The sequence below is a fragment of the Novosphingobium sp. genome, assembly GCF_049240505.1.
Classification (GTDB): Bacteria; Pseudomonadota; Alphaproteobacteria; order Sphingomonadales; family Sphingomonadaceae; genus Novosphingobium.
Genome location: NZ_JBMLSM010000100.1, coordinates 1 through 20,378 on the forward strand (window position 1 = coordinate 1; position 20,378 = coordinate 20,378).

Consider the following 20,378-nt stretch of genomic DNA (forward strand, 5'->3'; position numbering starts at 1 on the left):
GTGCGGCATGATGATCAATCGCGCTTTGGCGGCAGCACAGTGTTCAGCGCGGGCGCGGTCTATACACCGAACGAAGGCCGCACCGTGCTGCGCGCCAGCTATGACGAAGGGTTCAAGGCCCCTTCACTCTATCAGCTTTTCAGCATCTATGGCTCGACCGTATTGCAGCCTGAAAAGGCCAAGGGCTGGTCGGTGGGAGCTGAGCAGGCGCTGGGCGAGATGTTCCACGTTTCTGCGACATGGTTCGAGCGCGATACCGAAAATCTGATCGATTTCGCATTTTGCCCGACCAGCGGCACGCTTCCCGCAGCCTGCTTCATCCCCGGCACCACCACGAGCCGCTTTGGCTATTACGCCAACGTGCGCAAGGCCCACGCCAAAGGACTGGAACTGGCCGCGCGGGCGCAAGTCGGCGTGTTGTTCGCATCGGGCAACTATAGCTGGATCGCGGCCGAAGATCGTTCTCCCGGCAGCGCCGATCTGGGACGACAGCTAGCCCGCGTACCGCGCCATCTTGCCAATATCGAAGGCGGGATCGATCTTCCGCAAGGCCTGCGTGCCAGTGCCGCTGCACGTTATGCCGGGCGGACCTTCGACCGAGCGGGCAGCGCCACGGTTCTACCCGACTACTGGTTGGTAGACCTTCGCGCGCAATGGCGCGTTGCCGAAGAGCTGACGTTCAACGCCCGCGTGGAAAACGTTGCCGACAAGCAATACGAAACCGCAGGCGGATACGGAGCGCTGGGCCGGACGGTCTATCTCGGCATCAGGAGCCGGTTCTGATGCTGCGGCAGGTGGAACCAGGACCGGCGGTGGTGGTCTGTTCCACCTGCCGCCTGTCCGCAGAACAGCGTGAAGACGATCAGGGTCGGCGCGGTGGCGCATTGCTGGCCGATACACTTCGCTCGGTTCAACAAGCCGAACCGGCTCTGGCAGGCGTAGAGGTGCAGGAAATGGCCTGCCTCTTTGCGTGCCAGCGCCATTGCGCGGTACACGTCCGGGCACCGGGCAAGATTGGCTATGTCCTTGGCGGGTTCACCCCTGCCGAGGATCAGGCGCGCGCAATCCTTGAATATGCCGCACGCCATGCACAGAGTGCCCAAGGCGTGGTGCCTTATGGAGAATGGCCGCAACAGGTGAAAGGCCACTTCATCACCCGCACGCCGCCAGAAGGGTTCGTCGTCACATGATCCGGTTCGACGATGAACGCGCTTTTGCGCAGGCACTGGACGCTTTGCCACAGCCCGACGATGTAGCAGTTGCCGCAGCGGCGGCTCGGCAGACGGAACTGACAAAACCCGCCGGATCGCTGGGACGGCTGGAGGAGATCGCGCTGTTCATGGCAGGCTGGCAGGGCAGCGCCCGCCCTGCCCTGCATAAGGCGAACATCGCGGTCTTTGCCGGAAACCACGGCGTTGCCGCGCGCGGGGTCAGTGCTTTCCCAGTGGAAGTGACCGAACAGATGGTTGGGAACTTTCGCGTCGGCGGTGCCGCGATCAACCAGCTTGCCACTGCCTGCGGTGCAGAATTGACGGTGGTGCCGCTCGACCTTGACCGACCGACAGGCGATATCGCGCGCGAACCTGCGATGACAGCAGACGAATGCCTTGCCGCGCTGAACGCAGGCGCCGCAGTGGTCACGCCCGACACCGATCTGTTGCTAGTGGGCGAGATGGGGATTGGCAACACGACCCCTGCAGCCGCGCTGTGCTTACAGGCCTATGGCGGCAGCGCCGAGGACTGGTGCGGGCTCGGCAGTGGCGTGGACGCAGGCGGCGTGGCGCGGAAAATCGCGGCGGTGGAAAGCGCCATTGCGGTGCATGGGCCGCACTGCATCAACCCGTTTGAAACCTTGCGCCGCCTTGGCGGGCGAGAGATTGCAGCAATGGCAGGCGCTATCATGGCCGCGCGGATGCTGCGTGTGCCGGTCCTGCTCGATGGCTTCATTTGCTGCGCAGCAATCGCGCCACTGGTTGCGGCACAACCAGGTTTTTCCGCGCATTGCCTTGCCGGACATTGCTCTGCCGAACAGGCGCACGCACAGCTGCTGGACCAGTTTGGTATGGAACCTTTGCTGCGTCTGGGAATGCGGCTGGGCGAAGGATCAGGCGCGGCAGTGGCCGTTCCGCTGGTTCGGGCGGCGCTGGCCACGCACAATGGCATGGCGACCTTTGTCGAAGCTGCCGTGGCGGCGGGACTGTGAAGGCGAAGATTATCCATCTGCTGCGGCATGGCCCGCCGCGCCGCATGGGCCTGATGTTGGGCCATACGGACGAGCCGCCGTGCGATCCGGCAGGCGGGTTGCGCGGCGCGGTGCCGGACGGGCTTACCATCAGTCAGGTCGTGAGTTCAGACCTGCTGCGCGCGCTGGCCGGGGCTGAAATACAGGCAGCGATGCGCGGGCTTCATCTCGCCGTTGATCCACGATGGCGAGAGCTTGATTTCGGGGCTTGGGACGGATTGCCCACCGAGGCGATCGCACGCGATGATCTGGCGCGTTTCTGGAATGATCCCGATGCTTTCCCGCCACCTCATGGAGAGCGCTGGTTTGACCTTTGCGAGCGTGTGAGGCCAGCACTGGCTGACCTTGGCGACGCGGCGCTTGTGGTGACGCACGCCGGTGCGATGCGGGCTGCTGTTTCCGTGCTGACGGGGCTTGATCACCGTGCCGTATGGTCTTTCGACCTGCCTTATGGGGCGCTGTTATCGCTGCATATCTGGCCGGACAATGCGGCTTCGGGACAGATCGTGGGCCTGCGCGCGGGATTGCCGGGATGAAACCGTTGGTCGTCGCGCTGCAGTTCATGACGCGCCTGCCTCTGCCGGAGGTTGCGGCAGGAGAAAAGGATTTCGGCAGGGCGATACGATGGTTTCCGGTGGCAGGGGCTGTCGTCGGCGCGGTGGTTTGGGCAGCAGCGATGGCAGGAGCCACGCGCGATCCTGCGCTGGGCGCATTGCTGGCACTGGTGGCGTGGGTCGGGTTCACCGGGGCGCTGCACCTTGATGGGTTGGGTGACATGGCCGATGTGGCGGGTGCGACTCATGCGGACCACGCGCGCGTTTCAGCAGTGCTGGCCGATCCGCATATCGGCAGCTTTGGCGTGGTGGCCATCGCCCTGCAACTGCTGGCAAAATTCGTTTTGCTGCAATGCCTGCTCGAAAATGGGAGTGCGCACTGGCTTCTGCTGATCCCGGTGCTTGCACGCACTGGTCCGCTCGCGTGGACGCTGCTGCTGCCGCCGCTGCATGACGGCCTTGGCACCATGTTTCAGCAGGGCGCGCGTTGGTCGGTGCTGGTGTTATGGCTGGTCACATGGAGCGGCGCGGCCGCAATGATGTGTCCACCGCTGATCCTTGCCTTGGTTGCGCTGCCACTGTGGGCGCTGTGGCTGCGCAAGCGTATCGGCGGAATATCGGGCGATGGGCATGGTGCAGGTATCGAACTTGTCGAGACGACTGGTTTGCTCGTGCTGGTACTGGCGCGATGAACGCCGGGTTCCGCTATCACGGTGGCCGTCTGACCGAGGCCTGTGCACGCTATGGCGGTGAGGCTGCAGACTGGATGGATCTTTCGACCGGCATCAACCCCAACGCTTGGAACGCGCCCGCCGGGCTGGCGGTGGATTGGCGTGCGCTGCCTAATCCGCTGGCGCTACACGCGCTGGAGCTGACTGCGGCGCAGTACTTCGGCTGCGCCCTGCCGCTATGCGCAGCCGTGCCCGGTAGTGAGACGGGCATTCGCCAGATCGCGAGGGTGCTGAACCTGCCAGGCCTCTACCAGCCGCTGTCCTACGGCACCTATAGCCGAGCCTTTGCGCAGGCAGATGCAATTGCGGACCTCTCCACCCTGCCCCGGCGCCCGACCGCTCTGGTGATTGGCAATCCCAACAATCCCGATGGCCGCGTGCTGCCACGAGCCAGACTGCTTGAACTGCTCGACCATCAGGAACAGCATGGTGGCTGGCTGATCGTGGACGAGGCTTTTGCTGATTGCGCGCCCGACTGGAGCATTTCCAGTGAAGTGACAGAAGAGCGGCGGCTGATCGTGATGCGATCTTTCGGAAAGTTCTTCGGGCTTGCTGGCCTGCGCCTTGGTTTTGCCATCGCGCCTCAGCGAGTGCTTGGGGCGTTGCGCGAAGCGTTCGGCGACTGGCCGGTTCATGCAGCGGCAATTGCTTATGGCGCGGCGGCCTATGCCGATGCGGGCTGGATCGCGGAAACAAGGCGGAGGCTTGTGACACAGGCGGCGGCGGTTGATGCCGTGGTGCGGCGGCATGGCCTTGACGTTTCCGGCGACTGTCCGTTGTTCCGGCTGGTGGTCGTATCGGATGCCGCAGGGTTGTTCGAAAGGCTAGCGCAGCAGCACATCCTGACGCGCCCGTTCGAGGATCGCTCCGACCTTCTGCGCATCGGCCTGCCACCTGATAACGCGGGGCTACAGCGGCTGGATGCGGCGTTAGGCGATGGCTGAGCCAGTAGCGCTTATGGCGCTGGCGCTGGATGCAGCGCTAGGTTGGCCTGCGCGGATTCATTCGCTGGTGGGCCATCCGGTGGGAGCCTTCGCCCGGCTGATCGCATGGTGCGATCGGGGCTGGAACAGACCTGACCGCAGCCGTCGTGCGCGCAGGATGGGCGGTGTGGCGACAGTGCTGATCCTGATCGCGGTTACAGGGGTTGGCGGGCTGGCTCTGGCTTGGGGTGCCAGCAAGCTGGGCAGCGCCGGATGGTTGGCGGCGGCGCTGCTGGCATGGCCTGCACTGGCGCAGCGCAGTCTGGATCAGCATGTCGTCCCGGTGATCAAAGCGCTGAGGGCGGACGATATCGTAGCGGCACGGGCAGCGGTCGGGATGATCGTGGGCCGCGATACGGCAGGGATGGATAGGGCGGACGTGGCGCGGGCGGGTATCGAAAGCCTTGCGGAAAGCTTCTGCGATGGCGTGATCGCCCCGCTGTTCTGGCTGCTTGTCGGAGGCCTGCCGGGCATATGGGTGTTGAAAGCGGTCAACACGGCAGACAGCCTGATCGGCCACAAGGAGGAACCCTATCGGGACTTTGGCTGGGCGGCGGCGCGATTGGACGATGCGATGAATTTTATCCCCGCCCGGCTTTCGGCGCTGCTGATATGCGTTGCCGGATCTGGCGGATGGGCAATCGGCTGGCGCTATCGCCGCGCCCACGCTTCGCCCAACGCGGGCTGGCCGGAAGCGGCGATGGCGGGCGTGCTCAAAGTAAGGCTGGCTGGCCCCGCCAGCTACGATGGAGAAGTCATGGACAAGCCGTGGATCGGTGAAGGAAACGAAGCCGGATTGCCAGACCTGATTCGGGCACGGCACGTCTATCATCGAGCCTGCGCACTGTGCTGGGTCGTTGCAGGGGGGATTGCATGGCTGGCCTGATGTTGCAGGGTACCGGATCGGATGTCGGCAAATCTGTTCTGGTCGCAGGCTTGTGTCGCGCGCTTTCCAACCGGGGGTTGCGCGTGCTGCCATTCAAGCCGCAAAACATGTCGAACAATGCCGCCGTGACCATCGATGGCGGCGAGATTGGCCGTGCCCAAGCGCTTCAGGCCCTTGCCGCGCGGGCCGAACCGCATACCGACATGAACCCGGTGCTGCTCAAGCCTCAGGCCGATCACACATCGCAACTGGTCGTGCACGGCCGGGTGCGCGGCACGCTGGGCGCAGCCAACTTCCGCGAGGGCAGACGCACCCTGCTGCCTGAAGTGCTGGAAAGCTGGCACCGGCTGGAGAGTCAGTGCGATATCGTTGTGGTCGAAGGCGCAGGCTCTCCTGCCGAAATAAACCTGCGCGCGGGCGATATCGCCAACATGGGTTTTGCGCGCGCGGCAAATGTGCCCGTGGTGCTGGTGGGCGATATCGACCGGGGCGGCGTCATTGCATCCCTCGTCGGCACCCGCACTGTCATCGATTCCGCCGATGCAGCGATGATCCACGGCTTCATCGTCAACAAGTTTCGCGGCGATCCGACGCTGTTCGAAGATGGTTATGGCGCGATCGAGCGCCTTTCGGGCTGGCGCGGCTTTGGTCTTGTGCCCTGGCTGCCTTGCATCACCGCATTGCCGAGCGAAGATGCGGTCATGCTGGAGCGCCCTGCCCGGCGCACCGGCAGACGCAAGCTGGTGGCCTGCCCCATGCTGCCCCGCATCGCCAACTTCGACGATCTTGATCCGCTGCGACAGGAACCGGACATCGAACTGGCGATGATCCCGCCGGGTTCTGTAATCCCGGCAGAGGCCGATCTCATTGTGCTGCCCGGAACGAAAGCCACCATCGCCGATCTGGCGTTTATGCGCGAGCAGGGCTGGGACATCGACATTCTTGCGCATCACCGGAAAGGTGGGATGATCCTGGGGCTTTGCGGCGGCTATCAGATGCTTGGCCGCACAATTGCCGATCCCCTTGGCATCGAAGGCCCAGCGGGGAAGATCGATGGCCTCGGCCTGCTTGACGTGACGACCGAACTAAAGCCGCGCAAGGCGCTGAGGCGCGTTTCCGGCCATGCGCTAGGTGCTGCCTTCGACGGTTTCGAAATGCACATGGGCGAAACGGCCGGGCCGGATGATGTTCGGCCCTTCGCCATGTTTCAGGGCGAAAGGCGGGACGGTGCGATCAGTGCCGACGGGCGCGTCATGGGCACCTACTGCCACGGATTGCTGGAACGCCCCGCCTTGCGGAAGGCAATGCTGGCCCGCATCGGCGTGGAAAGTTCCGGGCAAGATCATGGGGTGCTGGTCGATGCCGCGCTGAATAATCTGGCCAGCGCGCTGGAACAGCATCTGGATATCGATGGCCTGCTGGCGCTGGCACAAGGTACGGCTCGATGAACCGGTTGCTGGTTCTGGGCGGCGCACGTTCGGGCAAAAGTCGCTATGCACAGAGGCGCATGGAAACGCGCGAAGGCCGCCTTGCCTATATCGCCACCGCAGAAGCAGGCGATGCGGAAATGGTCGACCGCATTGCACGACACCGGCAGGACCGAGGCCCGCGCTGGCACACGGTGGAGGCTCCCATCACCCTACCCTCCGCCATCGATGAGGCCTCTACACACGCGGAAGCGATCCTTGTGGACTGCCTTACGCTATGGCTATCGAACCTGATGCTGGGCGATCACGATGTGATCGAGGCTGGCAACGCGCTGGTACGTTCGGTTCGGCAGTGCAGCGTTCCGATTGCGCTGATCGCCAACGAAGTGGGCTTGAGCATAGTGCCCGAAAACGCTTTGGCGCGCCGCTTCCGCGACGAGGCCGGTTGGCTGAACCAGAAGATCGCCGAAGCAGCGGACGAAGTTGTGTTCGTCGCAGCCGGTTTGCCGCTGCGGCTGAAATGACGGTAGCGCGATCACGGGGGCAGCAGTTACTCCCATGATCGCGACCGTTTCGTTGCTTCAGCCGAACAACGCATCCTGAGCCAGCTTCTGCGCAGCCATTGCATCCTGCCGGTCTTGCGCTTCCTGCATTTCGGCAAAGTCGAGCCGGTCCAGCGCGCGATCGATGCGCTTCAGGAAGTCAATGGCCATGTTCGCAGCTTCCACGCAATCTTCGCGGAAGGGGAACTGGTCGAGCTGCCACACGCCTTCCCAGTTGTTCTTGCGCAGGGTGTAGAAGAATTCGAACAGTTCGATGGGGTGAACGGTGCCGGCCACCAGATCGTCATCCCATGACCGCATGTTGTCGTTCACGTCCATGCCGAACAGGCGGCCATGATCGATGGCAAGCTGCGCCGAATCCGCAGGCGACTCCCCGCCGTAAAGCGCGTGACCGAAATCGAGCAGCACGCCGACATTGGACACGCCCATCTTTTCGATCCCCAACAGCGTGCGCGCCATCGAACAATAGCTCATGTGCACGCGCGGTTCGCGCGGCTTGTATTCTATCACGAACTTCAGATCGGGGTTCTGGCTGGCAAGTTCGGCAATGCCTTCAACCGACATCTGCCACAGCTTGCGATGGTCAACCTGGAACGGATAATCCCATCCATCCTGCCCCGGCCACAGCTTGACATAGCTGGCACCGAAACGGCGGACCAGATCGGCCGCCTGATTGCACACTTCATTGGCACGGCGGCGCACGCCCGCATCGGTATTGGTGAAGGCGCCCTTGGAAAATTCGCGGTTATAGATTTCGGGCGTGATGCCAATGACCGACAGGTTGTTGCGGGCGAGCGCCGCTTCAACCTGTTCAACAGAAATGTCGGCACTCCACGGAAAGTTGATATCGACCACGGACAAGTCGCGCACCTGCCCGGCCAGATCGATCATTTCAATCAACGACTTGGGAGCACCATAACCGTCAGTGGCGTAACGATCCACATATGTCGCAAAGTGCCAGATGCCTGCGCCGAAGGTGAGCTTGCTCATCGGAATACCTCGTTCGTGTTCAATAGGTTATATCAGCGCGCTGCACTTTGCAGGGCGAAATTGTTAAGACGCGGCGCTTCCTGCCGGGTGATCAGGATGCAATCCATAAGCTGCTTTTCGCTCTGCCCGGTCTTGCCGTTTTTCAGCAGGCGATCCGCCAGTTCCACCGCGTATTGCGCCTGCCGGAATGCCGGTTGCAGCACCGTGGCATGCATCGCCCCTGCGGCAATCGCATCGCGCGCGTCGTTCGATCCGTCAAAGCCCACCACGACCACATCGCTGCGCCCTGCACCTTTCAGTGCCGCGACCGCGCCCATGGCCATGGTGTCGTTCCCGGCGATGATCCCGCGCACTTCGGGGTGGGCCTGAAGGATCGACTGGACTTTGGTGAAAGCCTCGCTCTGGCTCCAGTTCGCGCTTTGGCGGGCGATCATCTTAAGGTCGGGATACTGGTCCAGAACCTCGTGATAGCCCTTGGACCGGATGGCCGCGTTGGTATCGGATTCCTTGCCGACCAGTTCGGCGTAGGCACCGGCCTCGCCCATCGCCTTGGCAAAGGACTGCGCACCCAGCATCGCACCTTGATAGTTGTTCGACACGATCTGCGCCGCTGCAATGCCGCGCGCGGAAATCTCACGGTCGATCAGAAACACGGGAATACCGGCGGTCTTTGCCTTCTGCACCGAAGCCACGCTGGCCTCTGCCCCGGCATTGTCGAGGATGATGGCAGCGGCATTGCGGGCAATCGCGGTGTCGATCAGCTCGCTCTGCTTGTAGGCATCATCGCCGTGCGAGAATTTGAGCGTTTCATAGCCCAGTTCACGCGCCCGCGCTTCCGCGCCCAAGGCCTCCTGCCCGAAGAACGGATTGTCCAGCGACGGGGTGATGATGACGATCAAGTTGGATTGTCCGCGCGTTGCCTGCCCCGCCAGGCCGAAGCCGATCAGCGCCACGATGGCAGCCAGCGCCAGCCAGACCTTGCCCGAAATGTTGTGAAGTTTCGTCATGTTCATGCCACCTCAGCGCGCCTGCCCGAACCGTTCCTGAAGCCGGTCCAGAACCACGGCGGCGACAATGACCGAACCCTTGATGACCATCTGCCAGAACTCGCTGACGCCAACCATGACCATGCCATCGCCCAGAACGCTGATCACGCAGGCCCCGATGATCGTGCCGCCAATCGTGCCGCGCCCGCCCGAAAGCGAGGCCCCGCCCAGCACCACCGCCGCAATCGCGCTCAGTTCAAACGTCTCGCCCGATGCGGGATGCGCGGCGACCAGATCGGACGCGACCAGCGTGCCCACCAGTGCGGCGGCACAGCCCGAAATGGCATAGACCGCGCACTTGATCCGGTCTGTCCGCACGCCTGACAGCAGGGCCGCGCGTTCATTACCGCCCACCGCATAGACGCGGCGGCCAAACGTGGTCGATCCTGCGGCAAAGGCCGCGGCGGCGGCGATCAGCACCAGCAGCCACACCGGCACCGGAATGCCTAGCACCAGCCCGGCCCCCAACCAGCCAAAGCCTTCGTTGCCATAGTCCGGGCTGCCCACCAGATTGCCGAACGTCGCGCCATCCGACATCAGCAGTGCCGCGCCGCGCGCGACATAAAGCATACCCAGCGTGGCGATGAACGGCGTCACGCCAAGGCGGGTGACCAGCAGCCCGTTGACCAGCCCCAGAGCCGCGCCCAGCACAAGGACGATGCCAATCGTCGCGGCAACCGATGGGTAGATCACCACGCCCAGCGGTGCGAGGACGATGCCGTTCAGCAGCAACGCACCTGCCACCATGCCGCCCAGCCCGGCGATGGAGCCGACCGAAAGGTCGATCCCGCCGGTCAGGATCACAAAGGTCATGCCAATGGCCAGAATCGCCACAATGGCGATGTGCTTGAACATGATCAGGAAGTTGGCGACCGACAGGAAGTTGGGCGCAACCGCCGCAAAGAACAGCGTCACCACCAGCAGCGCCAGCACCGTGCGGAAGCGCAACAGCAGCGCGATCACCGGTGATGCACCACCATCTGCGGGCGTAAATTCAGAAGTCTGGGTCATGGTTGTCATACCTTGGCCACCGCCGCTTGCGACGATGCATTTGCGGCAGCGATAAGCATTTGTTCGCTGGCGTCGCGCGCCAGCACGTTAAGCGTTACGCGCCCGCCGGACATGACGATGATCCTGTCGGCAATCGCCAGCGCTTCCAGCACATCGGATGATGTGAAGATCACCGCCAGCCCGTCTGCCGCCAAAGCGCGGATGGTGCGAAACACCTCGGCGCGCGCGCCAACGTCAATGCCCCGGCTGGGTTCATCCAGCAGCAGCGCGGCGGGGCCGGGCATCAAGGCGCGTCCAATCAGCACCTTCTGCTGGTTGCCACCCGAAAGCGAACCGATGGAAGCCTCTGCCGAAGCGGTTTTGACGCCAAGGCGCGAAATCATGCCCGCAATCGCACCGCGTTCACGCACAGGGGACAGCACGCCGCGCGCGGCAAAGCGCGCCAGATCGCTCAGCCCCATGTTCGCGCCGACCGAGAAATTGGCGAAAATGCCCTGCGCCTTGCGGTCTTCCGAAACGAACAGTAGCCCGCGCTTCACCCGCTGCGCAATCGACAGCGCAGTGATGTCCTCGCCCTTCAGGCGCACCGCACCGGACCCAGGCTGGCGCGCACCAAAGGCCACTTCCATCGCTTCGGTCCGGCCCGATCCCAGCAGGCCATAGATGGCAACCACCGCGCCCGCGCCAAATTCCATATCCACGCCGCACAGCGCCGCGCCGCCCGATGAGCGCGGCAGGGTCACGCCTTCAACCGACAGCACGGCGGGGCCTTCGGTGAAGTCGAAGTCCGCCCGCTCCAGCTTGCCCGCGCTGCCCAGCATCTGCTCAACAATCCACGCCACGCTGGCCCCGTCGGCATCGGCCCGCGCCACCACTTCGCCATCGCGCAGGATGGTGATGGTGTCGCCCACCCGCAGCAGTTCTTCCAGCTTGTGCGAGATATAGACGATGCCCACGCCCGACCGTTTCAGGTCACCAATCACGCGGAACAGCACTTCGACTTCGGCATCGCTCAACGCTGAAGTCGGCTCATCAAAGATCAGTACGCGGCAATCTTCGGCCAGCGCCTTGGCAATCTCGACGATCTGCTGTTCACCCACGCTCAGCAGGCCCACGGTGCGCGCTGGGTCGATGTCCTGCCCCAGACGTTGCAGCAATTTCGCCGCCGCGGCCTGTTCGGCGGCACGGTCCAGCAGCACATCGCCGCCGCCCGGCCCGCGCAGCAGAAAGATGTTTTCAGCAACCGACAGATTGGGGCACAGGTTCAGTTCCTGATGCACCATGCCGATGCCATGTCGCGCCGCTTCGCGCACCGATGGCAATTGCACCGGCGCACCATCGATCAGCAATTCGCCCCGCGTCGGCTGCTCCACCCCCGCAAGAATGCGCATTAGCGTGGATTTACCCGCGCCGTTCTCACCAATCAGGACGTTGACCTTGCCCACCTCGACCGCGAAATCGACGCCTTTCAGCGCCTTGGTCGCGCCATAGGTCTTGACGATGGATCGGGCCTGCATCAGCACCGTCATGTCAGCCACCCTGCGCCGCCGCGCCCAGCGCCACGGGCACGATCACGGCGGCCTGCCCCGGCTCGCCCATGTGCATCACGCCCACGAACGACACTTCGGCACCTTCCCGCAAAAGCGCGCGATTACGGGTTGCCGATTCAAGCGCCTTTGCATTCAAGGCCTTGTTAACGGCGGCAAAAGCCATCTGATCTGGAAAATCATCGAAACGAAGCGAAGGAATTGCATCGCGGACTGCGGTTGAAACCAGTACCGGCCCAGTCTGGATTGCCACGTCGCCCACGCCCGGCACGGCCAGCCTGACCGCGCCCGAACGCGACGTATCATCCACCGAAACCACGCGCCCCTGCCCCTTCACCACGAAAGTCCAGTTCGCCCCTTCGGATGCCTGACGGCCATGCGCCGCCCCCGCCGCCGCTGGATCGCGAGCGATGGCAGGCCAGATTTCGGCAAGATTCACCGCGCTTTTCGTAAGTTCAGGCAACAAACGCCCCTGCCAGTCCCGCGCCACCACGGCACCGGCATCGATCTTGCCACTACGTCGTTCACGCATGGCGCGATCTTCATCGATAGAGACGATCTTGCAGGCGCTCGTCAGCACCAGCAATGTAGCCGCCACCGCGAATCGCGCCTTTCCGGCAATGCCGAAACTCATAGTGCATCCTCTTGGTAGGCGACGCTGTTTTCGCGTCGCCCGATGCACTGATCGCTAGGGCAAGGAGGCTGGCGTTTCAAGCGGATTGATGAAGGTCGAAGGTTAAAACGAAAATTTTCGTAAGTTCATAGCTTGCGCTTTCGCATTCCGTCGCTTAGTTCCCGGCCAACGATACGAGAGGCCCGAAAGATGCCAGTTGCGTCCAAGACCACCATTTCCACACTGGAAGACCGCGCCGCCCATGTGCGCGAAATGGCGCGTCAGGTGCGCATACGTAGCCTTCGGATGGTGTTCGAGGCTCGTCAGGGCCATCCCGGCGGCGACATGTCGATTACCGATGTTCTGGCCGCGCTCTATTTCGATGCCATGCGCTATAACCCGGCAAATCCTGTCGACCCGGCGCGCGACCGCTTCATTCTGAGCAAAGGCCACTGCACTGGCGCGCTGTATAGCACGCTGGCCAAGGCGGGCTTCTTTCCTGAGGAAGAACTGTCGACCTACATGCAGCCGCTGTCACGGTTGAACGGCCATCCCAATCGCAACAAGACGCCGGGTGTCGAAACCAACACCGGTCCGCTGGGCCACGGGTTGCCGGTGGCGGTGGGCATCGCCATTGCCGGGCAGATCGACAAGGCCGACTATCGCGTGTTCGTGGCCACTGGCGACGGTGAATTGCAGGAAGGCAGCAACTGGGAAGCGGCGATGACCGCAGGCCACCGCAAGCTTTCCAACCTGACCCTGATCGTCGACCGAAACCGCCTGCAACAGGGCGCGCGCACCGAAGATACCGTGGGGCTTGAACCGCTGGGCGACAAATGGCGCGCCTTTGGCTGGGACGTGGCCGAAGTGGACGGGCACGATCACGCCGCGCTGCTGCCGCTGCTGGACGGATCGCAAACGCGCGAAAAGCCACTGTGCATCATTGCCAACACGATCAAGGGCAAGGGCGTTTCGTTCATGGAAGATCAGGCAAGCTGGCACCACGGTGTGCCCAATGCCGAACAATTTGCCCAGGCCATGAAGGAGCTGGAAGCGTGAGCGCCCCTGTTGCCGCCAATTCGAAGCTTTTTGATTGCCGCGACGCCTATGTCGCCACGCTGGAAAGCCTTGCCGCCGAAGACAACCGCATTGTCGCGGTGGTCAACGATTCCGTCGGTTCCAGCAAACTTGGCGGATTCCGCACCAAGTTCCCCGAACGCCTGATCAACGTCGGCATTGCCGAACAGAACATGGTGGGCGTCGGCGCGGGCCTTGCCAATGGCGGCAAAGTGGCGTTCGTTGCGGGCGCGGCCTGCTTCCTTACCGCGCGGTCGCTGGAACAGGTAAAGGCGGATGTTGCCTATTCCAACACCAACGTAAAGCTGTGCGGTATTTCCAGCGGCGTTGCTTATGGCGAACTCGGCCCGACGCACCATTCCATTGAAGACGTGGCATGGCTGCGCACGATGGGCGACATCACGGTTATCGTCCCCGCAGACCCGTGGGAAACCGAACAGGCCATCCGCGCCGCAGCCGCTCACGAAGGCCCGATGTTCATCCGCATCAGCCGCATGGGCGTGCCCGCGCTGGACCGCCCCGAAGGCGCAACCTTCACCATCGGCAAGGCCGAAACGCTTCATGCGGGTGACGATGCCGCAATCATCGCCAGCGGCACCATGGTTTGCCGCGCGGTTGAAGCGGCGCAGGCGCTGGCCGCGCAGGGCATTGCCGCCCGCGTGATCAACATGTCGTCCATCTCTCCGCTGGACGAAGCGGCAATTCTGTCCGCTGCGGCAACCGGCGCCATCGTGACAGTGGAAGAAGGCTGCGTGCGCGGCGGCCTTGGCGGTGCGGTGGCCGAAGTGGTTGCCACACACGCGCCTTGCCGCATCAAGATTTTGGGCTTCCCCGGCTTCCTGCCCACCGGGTCCGCCGAATTCCTGATGGAACACTTCGGCCTGACTGCCGACAACATCGCCGCCTCTGTGCGCGAACTGCTGGGCCGCTGACCTGAACCATGCCTACACCCGCCATCCTTGCCATCGATCAGGGCACGACCAACACCAAGGCGTTGCTGATCACCTTGGATGGCCAGTTGGCAGCCGCGGGATCGGTGCCAACGGGTGTGCAATATCCGCGCCCCGGCTGGGCAGAACAATCAGGCGAAGCGATCCGCGCCAGCACAGCGACAGCCATCGCCGCCGCGCTGGGCAACGCCCGCGACATCCAGATTGCCGCCATTGCGATTTCCAACCAGCGCGAAACGGTGCTGGCATGGGACGCGCAAACCAGCGATCCGGTTGGCCCGGCGGTGATCTGGCAGTGCCGCCGGTCAAGCGAACTTTGCACGACCTTGCGTGAAGCGGGGCATGAAGACCTGATCCACCGGACAAGCGGTTTGGGTCTGGACCCGCTGTTTTCCGCCGGAAAGCTGCGCTGGCTGCTCGATAATGCCCCCGGCGCGCGGGATTTGCATCGCGCCGGCAATTTGCGCATGGGCACAGTCGATTCCTGGCTGCTGTGGAACCTGACCGGCGGCGCCGTCCATGCCACAGACGCCAGCAACGCATCGCGCACGCAATTGCTGGCACTGGATGGCGCGGCATGGTCGCCCGAATTGCTGGCGCTGTTCGGCGTTCCGGCTGATGTTCTGCCGCAGGTTCTGCCTTCGGACAGCCGCTTTGGCGAAACGCGCGGTGGATTTGCCGGATTGCCTGACGGCATCCCCATTCACGCGATGATGGGGGATTCCCACGCGTCCATGTTCGGCCACGGCATCAGCGCGCCGGGCATGGTCAAAGTGACGCTGGGTACCGGATCATCGCTGATGTGCCCCACCGGCACGCGCCGCACATCAACGCACGGCCTTTCGGAAACCATTGCATGGGCCACCGGCGCAGGCGGCGTGGTTCATGCGCTGGAAGGCAACATCACCGTGTCGGGCCATGCCGCCGCCTTCGCCAGCGAAATGCTGGGCCTTGCCGGACCACAGGCACTGACCGAACTTGCCATGTCGGTCGATGATAGCGACGGCGTGGTGTTCCTGCCCGCGATGGCCGGACTTGGCGCGCCGCATTGGAACGAGAAAGCGCGCGGGTTGGTCTGCGGCCTGTCACTATCGAGCAAACCGGCGCACATCGCCCGCGCCGCGCTGGAAGGTATTGCGCACCAGATTTGCGACGTTGTGGCCGCATTTGAGGCCGACCTTGGCGCGCCGCTCACCTCCATTTCGGTCGATGGCAGCGCTGCTCGCAGCGACTTTCTGGTGCAGTTGATTGCCGATCTTTCAGGCCGCAAAGTGGAGCGCCCGTCGCAGACCGAACTCAGCGCCATCGGCACGGCGATGATGGCGGCCAATGCATTAGGCCGCCCGATTGTGCCATCGATCATCAGCAGCGATCGCATTTTCATGCCTGCGCTGAACGATGACCGCCGCGATGCCATGCGCGGGCAATGGCGCACGGCCATCGCAAGGGCCAAGCTTAGCTGATCTGGGCCTAATCAGGCAACGATAACGACAATCCCCAAATCCTCAAACGCGCGGCGGTCTTCATCCGAAATGCCGTCGTCGGTGATCAATGTGTGTACCTGGTCGATCGCCCCCAGCGATGAGAACGACGTTTTGCCGATCTTGCTGGAATCCGCCACGAGATAGACTTGCGCGGCAGATTCAATCATCGCGCGCTTCACCGCAATGTCGCCAATGGCCGGATAAGTAAGCCCCGCGTCGAACGACACGGCGGCCGTTGCCAGAAACAGCTTCTGCGCGAAAAGGCCCTTGAAGTAATCCGCTGATCGTTCACCCGAAAGCGAAAGCGTGGGCGGTTTGAACTGACCGCCGGGCATGTGGATGGTGCAAGTCGGCATCGCACCCAGCATCAAGGTGATGTTCAGCGCATTGGTGATGACCGTCAGGTGCTCCTTGGCGGCAAGGTTCGCCGCAATTTCCGTGGTAGTCGACCCGGAATCGAGAATGATGGTTTCGCCATCGTTGACCAGCGCCGCCGCCGCCGCGCCAATGCGGCGCTTGGCATCGATGTTGATCATGTGGTGCAACGCCAGATCGCGCACCTGTTGCGGCACCGATTTCAGATAGGCCCCGCCATGTTCGCGCACGATATGGCCTTCGGCTTCAAGCCGTTCCAGATCCTGCCGCACGGTCACTTCCGAAACGCCGAACACTTCAGCCAGATCGCGCACCCGCGCGCTGCCTTCTTCCTGCAACCAGTCCAGAATCTTCAGGCGGCGCGCTTTGCCCAGCAGCGACGCTCCCTGCCGCGCGGCTGAAGGCTTGGCACGCCGGGCCGCTTTCGGTTCGACATCGGCAAGCGTTTCGATTTCCGATTTTCTTGTGCTGCGCCGACCCGCCATCTGTTCACTCATGCTGTGCCGCGCCTTGCGGCTGTCATTCATCGACTAACACGATCAACGCCCTTGGGGCAGTCCTTTTGATCGATTTCCGCCCGATAACGCTCAACAATTCGTCACAGCAGGCCTTACGCTGAAATCATTTGAAAATACTGCGCCATAAAACACAAAAATTCGAAGATATCATACTTGTTATACCATAAAATCCGCATTAGCCTGCGAGGCATAATGAGACACGGGCCAGCCTTCACCACCCCCACGGAAGGCTGCCTTATCGCTGATTAGAAATGGGAACCGGCTTCAACCGGCATAGCCATCGATGCGTATGGCCCCTGCAAGTTCCGATAAGAAAATCGAAAGAGGATGTTCGCGATATGAATGAACTGCACTTGTCCAGACCGTGGATAATGGGCCTTGCCGGTGCCGCCGCCCTGCTGACCAGCGGATGCGCCGCCAGCACCCCGCCCGCAAGCGCAGCAGCCAGCACCGAACTTCCGCGATACGCCCTGACCCCGCCGTGGCAGAAGCCACGCGTGGTCATCACCGCCGACCCGGAACTGGATGATTCAAATTCGCTGGTGCGCTATCTGCTTTATAGCCCGGATTACCGCACCGAAGGTCTGGTTTACGCCAGCAGCCAGTTCCACTGGAAGGGCGATGGCAAGGGCACCACGCTTTCCGTGCCGGGCCGTGAATATAATCGCTTTGGCCAGAACCTGTGCCCCTGCACATCATGGCGCTGGGCACCGGATGAACGCTTTATCGACGATGCCGTGGACGCCTATGAAAAGGCCTGGCCCAACTTGCGCGTGCACGATGCCGGATACCCTTCACCACAGGAACTGCGGTCGAAAATCCGCTGGGGCAATGTCGAATTTGACGGCGAGATGGAGCGCGACACCGACGGGTCCAACCTGATCAAATCGCTGCTGCTGGATGCAGAAGAAACCCCGATCTATCTGCACGCATGGGGCGGACAAAGCACCATCGCCCGCGCGCTGAAATCGATCGAAGAACAGTACAAAGGTACCGCCGATTGGAACCGCATCCGCGCCAAGGTTGTGCGCAAGGCCGTCATCCATCCTTCGGGCGATCAGGACGATACTTACGAGAAATACATCAAGCCCAACTGGCCCGACATCCGCTACCGCGAACAGGAAGGCTCGGCCCCGTTCAGCTACAATGTCGAATATACCACATCACTGGCGGATTCCCAGTATTTCACCAAGGAATGGACACAGGCCAACGTGTCGTCGCGCGGCCCACTTGGCGCATTCTATCGCGTGTGGGGCGATGGGCGGCAGATGGTAAAGGGCGACAAGTTCGACTACTTCTGGATCGCTGGAAAAACCGCAGCCCAGCTTCGCGCCGAAGGCTATGTGGTGTGGACGCCCGTGCACGAAAAGGGATCGTTCCTTGGCGAAGGCGACACCGGCACATTCGTCAACCTGATCGACAACGGGCTGGACGGCTATCGCGATGACAGCTTTGGCGGATGGGGCGGCTATTTCCGCCGTGGCCCGCGTATGACCGGCGCAACCATGTTCGCCATTCCCGCCGATGCGCTGAAGGCCGTGGACAATCCGCCCCGCAATACGACCAAGGAAGATCACCCCTTCCTTGCCGCTGCGCAACGTGACTTCGCTGCGCGCTTCGTATGGGCAACCACGCCGGATCGCGCCAAGGCGAACCACCCACCGGTACTGCGGGCACAGGGCGCAAAGCTGATTTCGGCCAAGGCGGGTGAGACTATCCGGCTTGCGGTCAGCGCCAGCGACCCCGACGACAACACTGTGGCAATGCGCTGGTGGCATTGGGCAAAGGCAGGGACGTTCGAGGGAACGATCGGGCTTTCACAAGAATCGGGCAACAACACCAGCTTGGTGATTCCTGCATCGGCCCGCCCCGGCGAGACGATCCAGATCGTGGCCGAAGGCACCGACAACGGAACACCCGCGCTGACGCGCTACGCCAAGTTCGTGATTACAGTGGCAAATTGACCTTGCGACGGCGGGGTGTTGCACTGCACCCCGCGGAAAACACTACAATGTGATCCCGCTTGACTGCCGGCACATCAATGTGCAACAAAATGTCTCATGGCACAGGACATTGTAGCGCGTGCGCGCAAGCTCATCGAAGATCGGGTCATTTCACGGGCAGCCCTTGCCCGCGCGGCCGGATTGCATCCCAACACCTTGCGCGATGCGCTGTTGCCCGATTGGAATCCCACGGTCGACACCCTGACCAAGCTGGAACGGGCGATGGACGATAGCGAAGACGATGATTTCGCTCTAGCATCGGTCGAAGAGATCATCGCAGAAGTGCGCAATGGCCGCATGGTCATTCTGGTGGACGATGAAGATCGCGAAAACGAAGGTGACCTGCTGATCCCGGCGCAGATGGCCACTCCTGAAGCCATCAACTTCATGGCCACTCACGGTCGCGGGCTGATCTGCCTTTGCCTGACCGCTGACCGCTGCAACCAGCTTGGCCTTGAACTGATGAGCCGCAACAACGGCACCCGCCACGGCACGGCCTTCACAGTATCCATCGAAGCACGCGAAGGCGTGGACACCGGCATTTCCGCTGCTGATCGGGCGCGCACCGTCGCCGTTGCAGTCGATGCCACAAAGACCCGCGACGATATCGTCACCCCCGGCCATGTCTTCCCGCTGATCGCACGTGATGGCGGCGTGCTGGTGCGCGCGGGCCATACCGAAGCCGCCATCGACCTTCCCCGCCTTGCCGGCCTGAACCCTTCGGGCGTCATCTGCGAAGTGATGAACGACGATGGCACGATGGCGCGCCTTGACGATCTGATCCCCTTCGCGCGCAAGCATGGGTTGAAGATCGGGACGATCCGTGACCTGATCGAATATCGCCGCCGTAACGATCATCTCGTTGAATGTGTCAATCAGGCGCCGTTTCACACCGATTATGGTGGCGAATGGACGCTCAAGACCTATCGCAACAAGATCGATGGGTCGGCCCACCTCGTCTTGCAAAAGGGTGCGATTGTTAAGGGCGAGCCGACCTTAGTGCGTATGCACTCGATCTCCGTCCTGTCCGACGTGCTGGGCCAACCCGGCCCGCGCAAGCGCATCCTGCAACGCGCGATGGGCGAGATGGGTGAGGCTGGCGCGGGGGTGATCGTGCTGCTGATGCCGACCGATCCCGAACAGCTTATCCGTGAGGTCGGCGGCACCTCCGGTCACGACATGGAACTGCGTAGCTATGGTATTGGCGCACAGATCCTCGCCGATCTTGGCGTGCATGACATGGTGCTGCTGACCAATTCGCACCACAATCTTGTGGCGCTGGAAGGCTATGGCCTGAACATCACTGGCGAACGGGCGATCCCCGCCGCCTGACAGGTCCGGTCTGAATTATCGAAGCGCGGGTCGGCATCAAACCGGC

Annotated in this window: 20 protein-coding genes; 14 read left to right on the top strand and 6 right to left on the bottom strand. The window is 62.6% G+C overall.

Annotated elements, in window-relative coordinates; all coding sequences use genetic code 11:
• The 9 genes from ACOVQ0_RS08265 to cobU all read left to right on the top strand — a co-directional run.
• Window positions 1-783 (top strand): TonB-dependent receptor domain-containing protein (locus tag ACOVQ0_RS08265; protein ID WP_421882726.1); only part of this gene is annotated, 783 nt, incomplete at its 5' end.
• Window positions 783-1,190, top strand: coding sequence for a DUF1636 domain-containing protein (locus ACOVQ0_RS08270; RefSeq protein ID WP_421882729.1), 408 nt, complete (start codon window positions 783-785; stop codon window positions 1,188-1,190). The genes ACOVQ0_RS08265 and ACOVQ0_RS08270, both read left to right, overlap by 1 nt.
• Window positions 1,187-2,203: a nicotinate-nucleotide--dimethylbenzimidazole phosphoribosyltransferase gene (gene cobT / locus ACOVQ0_RS08275; RefSeq protein WP_421882732.1), complete on the top strand. Its 1,017-nt coding sequence runs from the start codon at window positions 1,187-1,189 to the stop codon at window positions 2,201-2,203. Before ACOVQ0_RS08270 ends, cobT begins: the two co-directional genes overlap by 4 nt.
• Complete coding sequence (locus ACOVQ0_RS08280; RefSeq protein ID WP_421882735.1) at window positions 2,200-2,778, top strand: histidine phosphatase family protein; 579 nt, start codon at window positions 2,200-2,202, stop codon at window positions 2,776-2,778. The genes cobT and ACOVQ0_RS08280 overlap by 4 nt, the downstream gene beginning before the upstream one ends.
• On the top strand, window positions 2,775-3,488 hold the full coding sequence (gene cobS, locus ACOVQ0_RS08285) for an adenosylcobinamide-GDP ribazoletransferase (protein ID WP_421882738.1): 714 nt from the start codon (window positions 2,775-2,777) through the stop codon (window positions 3,486-3,488). The genes ACOVQ0_RS08280 and cobS overlap by 4 nt, the downstream gene beginning before the upstream one ends.
• Entirely contained in the window at window positions 3,485-4,471 is a 987-nt protein-coding gene (locus tag ACOVQ0_RS08290) for a threonine-phosphate decarboxylase (protein WP_421882742.1), read from the top strand. The genes cobS and ACOVQ0_RS08290 overlap by 4 nt, the downstream gene beginning before the upstream one ends.
• Window positions 4,464-5,396: an adenosylcobinamide-phosphate synthase CbiB gene (gene cbiB / locus ACOVQ0_RS08295; RefSeq protein ID WP_421882746.1), complete on the top strand. Its 933-nt coding sequence runs from the start codon at window positions 4,464-4,466 to the stop codon at window positions 5,394-5,396. Before ACOVQ0_RS08290 ends, cbiB begins: the two co-directional genes overlap by 8 nt.
• Window positions 5,384-6,844, top strand: a complete 1,461-nt coding sequence (locus ACOVQ0_RS08300) for a cobyric acid synthase (RefSeq protein WP_421882749.1) — start codon at window positions 5,384-5,386, stop codon at window positions 6,842-6,844. Before cbiB ends, ACOVQ0_RS08300 begins: the two co-directional genes overlap by 13 nt.
• A complete protein-coding gene (cobU, locus tag ACOVQ0_RS08305; RefSeq protein ID WP_421882751.1) occupies window positions 6,841-7,347 on the top strand; it encodes a bifunctional adenosylcobinamide kinase/adenosylcobinamide-phosphate guanylyltransferase in 507 nt (168 codons plus the stop codon). The genes ACOVQ0_RS08300 and cobU overlap by 4 nt, the downstream gene beginning before the upstream one ends.
• A gap of 57 nt (window positions 7,348-7,404) precedes the next feature.
• Here cobU and ACOVQ0_RS08310 read toward each other — a convergent pair whose 3' ends face one another.
• Genes ACOVQ0_RS08310 through ACOVQ0_RS08330 form a run of 5 tightly spaced genes read right to left on the bottom strand, consistent with a single transcriptional unit; the run spans window position 7,405 to window position 12,614 of the window.
• Window positions 7,405-8,376, bottom strand: a complete 972-nt coding sequence (locus ACOVQ0_RS08310) for a sugar phosphate isomerase/epimerase family protein (RefSeq protein WP_421882753.1) — start codon at window positions 8,374-8,376, stop codon at window positions 7,405-7,407.
• Window positions 8,377-8,408: 32 nt separating this feature from the next.
• Window positions 8,409-9,383 (bottom strand): D-ribose ABC transporter substrate-binding protein, encoded by a 975-nt coding sequence (locus ACOVQ0_RS08315; protein ID WP_421882756.1) that lies wholly within the window; start codon window positions 9,381-9,383, stop codon window positions 8,409-8,411.
• Between the two features lie 12 nt (window positions 9,384-9,395).
• Window positions 9,396-10,433 (bottom strand): ABC transporter permease, encoded by a 1,038-nt coding sequence (locus tag ACOVQ0_RS08320; protein WP_421882760.1) that lies wholly within the window; start codon window positions 10,431-10,433, stop codon window positions 9,396-9,398.
• 5 nt (window positions 10,434-10,438) lie between these two features.
• A complete protein-coding gene (locus tag ACOVQ0_RS08325; RefSeq protein ID WP_421882851.1) occupies window positions 10,439-11,962 on the bottom strand; it encodes a sugar ABC transporter ATP-binding protein in 1,524 nt (507 codons plus the stop codon).
• 1 nt (window position 11,963) lies between these two features.
• Window positions 11,964-12,614 (bottom strand): DUF2291 family protein, encoded by a 651-nt coding sequence (locus ACOVQ0_RS08330; RefSeq protein WP_421882763.1) that lies wholly within the window; start codon window positions 12,612-12,614, stop codon window positions 11,964-11,966.
• Between the two features lie 189 nt (window positions 12,615-12,803).
• On the opposite strand from ACOVQ0_RS08330, the gene ACOVQ0_RS08335 reads away from it, so the two are divergent.
• From ACOVQ0_RS08335 to ACOVQ0_RS08345, 3 genes are read left to right on the top strand one after another with little or no spacing between them, the layout of a single operon-like run.
• Window positions 12,804-13,652, top strand: a complete 849-nt coding sequence (locus ACOVQ0_RS08335) for a transketolase (RefSeq protein WP_421882766.1) — start codon at window positions 12,804-12,806, stop codon at window positions 13,650-13,652.
• Window positions 13,649-14,602 carry a transketolase family protein gene (locus tag ACOVQ0_RS08340; RefSeq protein WP_421882770.1) on the top strand — a complete coding sequence of 318 codons (954 nt, stop codon included), beginning with the start codon at window positions 13,649-13,651 and terminating at the stop codon, window positions 14,600-14,602. The genes ACOVQ0_RS08335 and ACOVQ0_RS08340 overlap by 4 nt, the downstream gene beginning before the upstream one ends.
• A gap of 8 nt (window positions 14,603-14,610) precedes the next feature.
• Entirely contained in the window at window positions 14,611-16,083 is a 1,473-nt protein-coding gene (locus tag ACOVQ0_RS08345) for an FGGY family carbohydrate kinase (protein WP_421882773.1), read from the top strand.
• 11 nt (window positions 16,084-16,094) lie between these two features.
• Here the strand turns inward: ACOVQ0_RS08345 and ACOVQ0_RS08350 are convergent, their stop codons facing one another.
• Window positions 16,095-16,976 (bottom strand): DeoR/GlpR family DNA-binding transcription regulator, encoded by an 882-nt coding sequence (locus tag ACOVQ0_RS08350; RefSeq protein WP_421882776.1) that lies wholly within the window; start codon window positions 16,974-16,976, stop codon window positions 16,095-16,097.
• Between the two features lie 359 nt (window positions 16,977-17,335).
• Here ACOVQ0_RS08350 and ACOVQ0_RS08355 point away from each other — a divergent pair, with 359 nt between their 5' ends.
• Both ACOVQ0_RS08355 and ribB read left to right on the top strand, forming a co-directional pair.
• On the top strand, window positions 17,336-18,961 hold the full coding sequence (locus ACOVQ0_RS08355; RefSeq protein ID WP_421882778.1) for a DUF1593 domain-containing protein: 1,626 nt from the start codon (window positions 17,336-17,338) through the stop codon (window positions 18,959-18,961).
• A 96-nt stretch (window positions 18,962-19,057) separates the two neighbouring features.
• Entirely contained in the window at window positions 19,058-20,332 is a 1,275-nt protein-coding gene (gene ribB / locus ACOVQ0_RS08360; RefSeq protein ID WP_421882781.1) for a 3,4-dihydroxy-2-butanone-4-phosphate synthase, read from the top strand.
• Window positions 20,333-20,378 lie beyond the last annotated feature (46 nt).

What these genes read in the sequence shown, in the direction of transcription:
- ACOVQ0_RS08310 (WP_421882753.1), bottom strand. Translation starts at nt 8,376, where the DNA reads ATGAGCAAGCTCACCTTCGGCGCAGGCATCTGGCACTTTGCGACATAT.
- ACOVQ0_RS08320 (WP_421882760.1), bottom strand. Translation starts at nt 10,433, where the DNA reads ATGACCCAGACTTCTGAATTTACGCCCGCAGATGGTGGTGCATCACCG.
- ACOVQ0_RS08330 (WP_421882763.1), bottom strand. Translation starts at nt 12,614, where the DNA reads ATGAGTTTCGGCATTGCCGGAAAGGCGCGATTCGCGGTGGCGGCTACA.
- cbiB (WP_421882746.1), top strand. Translation starts at nt 4,464, where the DNA reads ATGGCTGAGCCAGTAGCGCTTATGGCGCTGGCGCTGGATGCAGCGCTA.
- cobU (WP_421882751.1), top strand. Translation starts at nt 6,841, where the DNA reads ATGAACCGGTTGCTGGTTCTGGGCGGCGCACGTTCGGGCAAAAGTCGC.
- ACOVQ0_RS08345 (WP_421882773.1), top strand. Translation starts at nt 14,611, where the DNA reads ATGCCTACACCCGCCATCCTTGCCATCGATCAGGGCACGACCAACACC.
- ACOVQ0_RS08355 (WP_421882778.1), top strand. Translation starts at nt 17,336, where the DNA reads ATGAATGAACTGCACTTGTCCAGACCGTGGATAATGGGCCTTGCCGGT.
- ACOVQ0_RS08270 (WP_421882729.1), top strand. Translation starts at nt 783, where the DNA reads ATGCTGCGGCAGGTGGAACCAGGACCGGCGGTGGTGGTCTGTTCCACC.
- ACOVQ0_RS08335 (WP_421882766.1), top strand. Translation starts at nt 12,804, where the DNA reads ATGCCAGTTGCGTCCAAGACCACCATTTCCACACTGGAAGACCGCGCC.
- ACOVQ0_RS08300 (WP_421882749.1), top strand. Translation starts at nt 5,384, where the DNA reads ATGGCTGGCCTGATGTTGCAGGGTACCGGATCGGATGTCGGCAAATCT.
- ribB (WP_421882781.1), top strand. Translation starts at nt 19,058, where the DNA reads ATGGCACAGGACATTGTAGCGCGTGCGCGCAAGCTCATCGAAGATCGG.
- cobS (WP_421882738.1), top strand. Translation starts at nt 2,775, where the DNA reads ATGAAACCGTTGGTCGTCGCGCTGCAGTTCATGACGCGCCTGCCTCTG.
- ACOVQ0_RS08325 (WP_421882851.1), bottom strand. Translation starts at nt 11,962, where the DNA reads ATGACGGTGCTGATGCAGGCCCGATCCATCGTCAAGACCTATGGCGCG.
- ACOVQ0_RS08290 (WP_421882742.1), top strand. Translation starts at nt 3,485, where the DNA reads ATGAACGCCGGGTTCCGCTATCACGGTGGCCGTCTGACCGAGGCCTGT.
- cobT (WP_421882732.1), top strand. Translation starts at nt 1,187, where the DNA reads ATGATCCGGTTCGACGATGAACGCGCTTTTGCGCAGGCACTGGACGCT.
- ACOVQ0_RS08315 (WP_421882756.1), bottom strand. Translation starts at nt 9,383, where the DNA reads ATGACGAAACTTCACAACATTTCGGGCAAGGTCTGGCTGGCGCTGGCT.
- ACOVQ0_RS08350 (WP_421882776.1), bottom strand. Translation starts at nt 16,976, where the DNA reads ATGAGTGAACAGATGGCGGGTCGGCGCAGCACAAGAAAATCGGAAATC.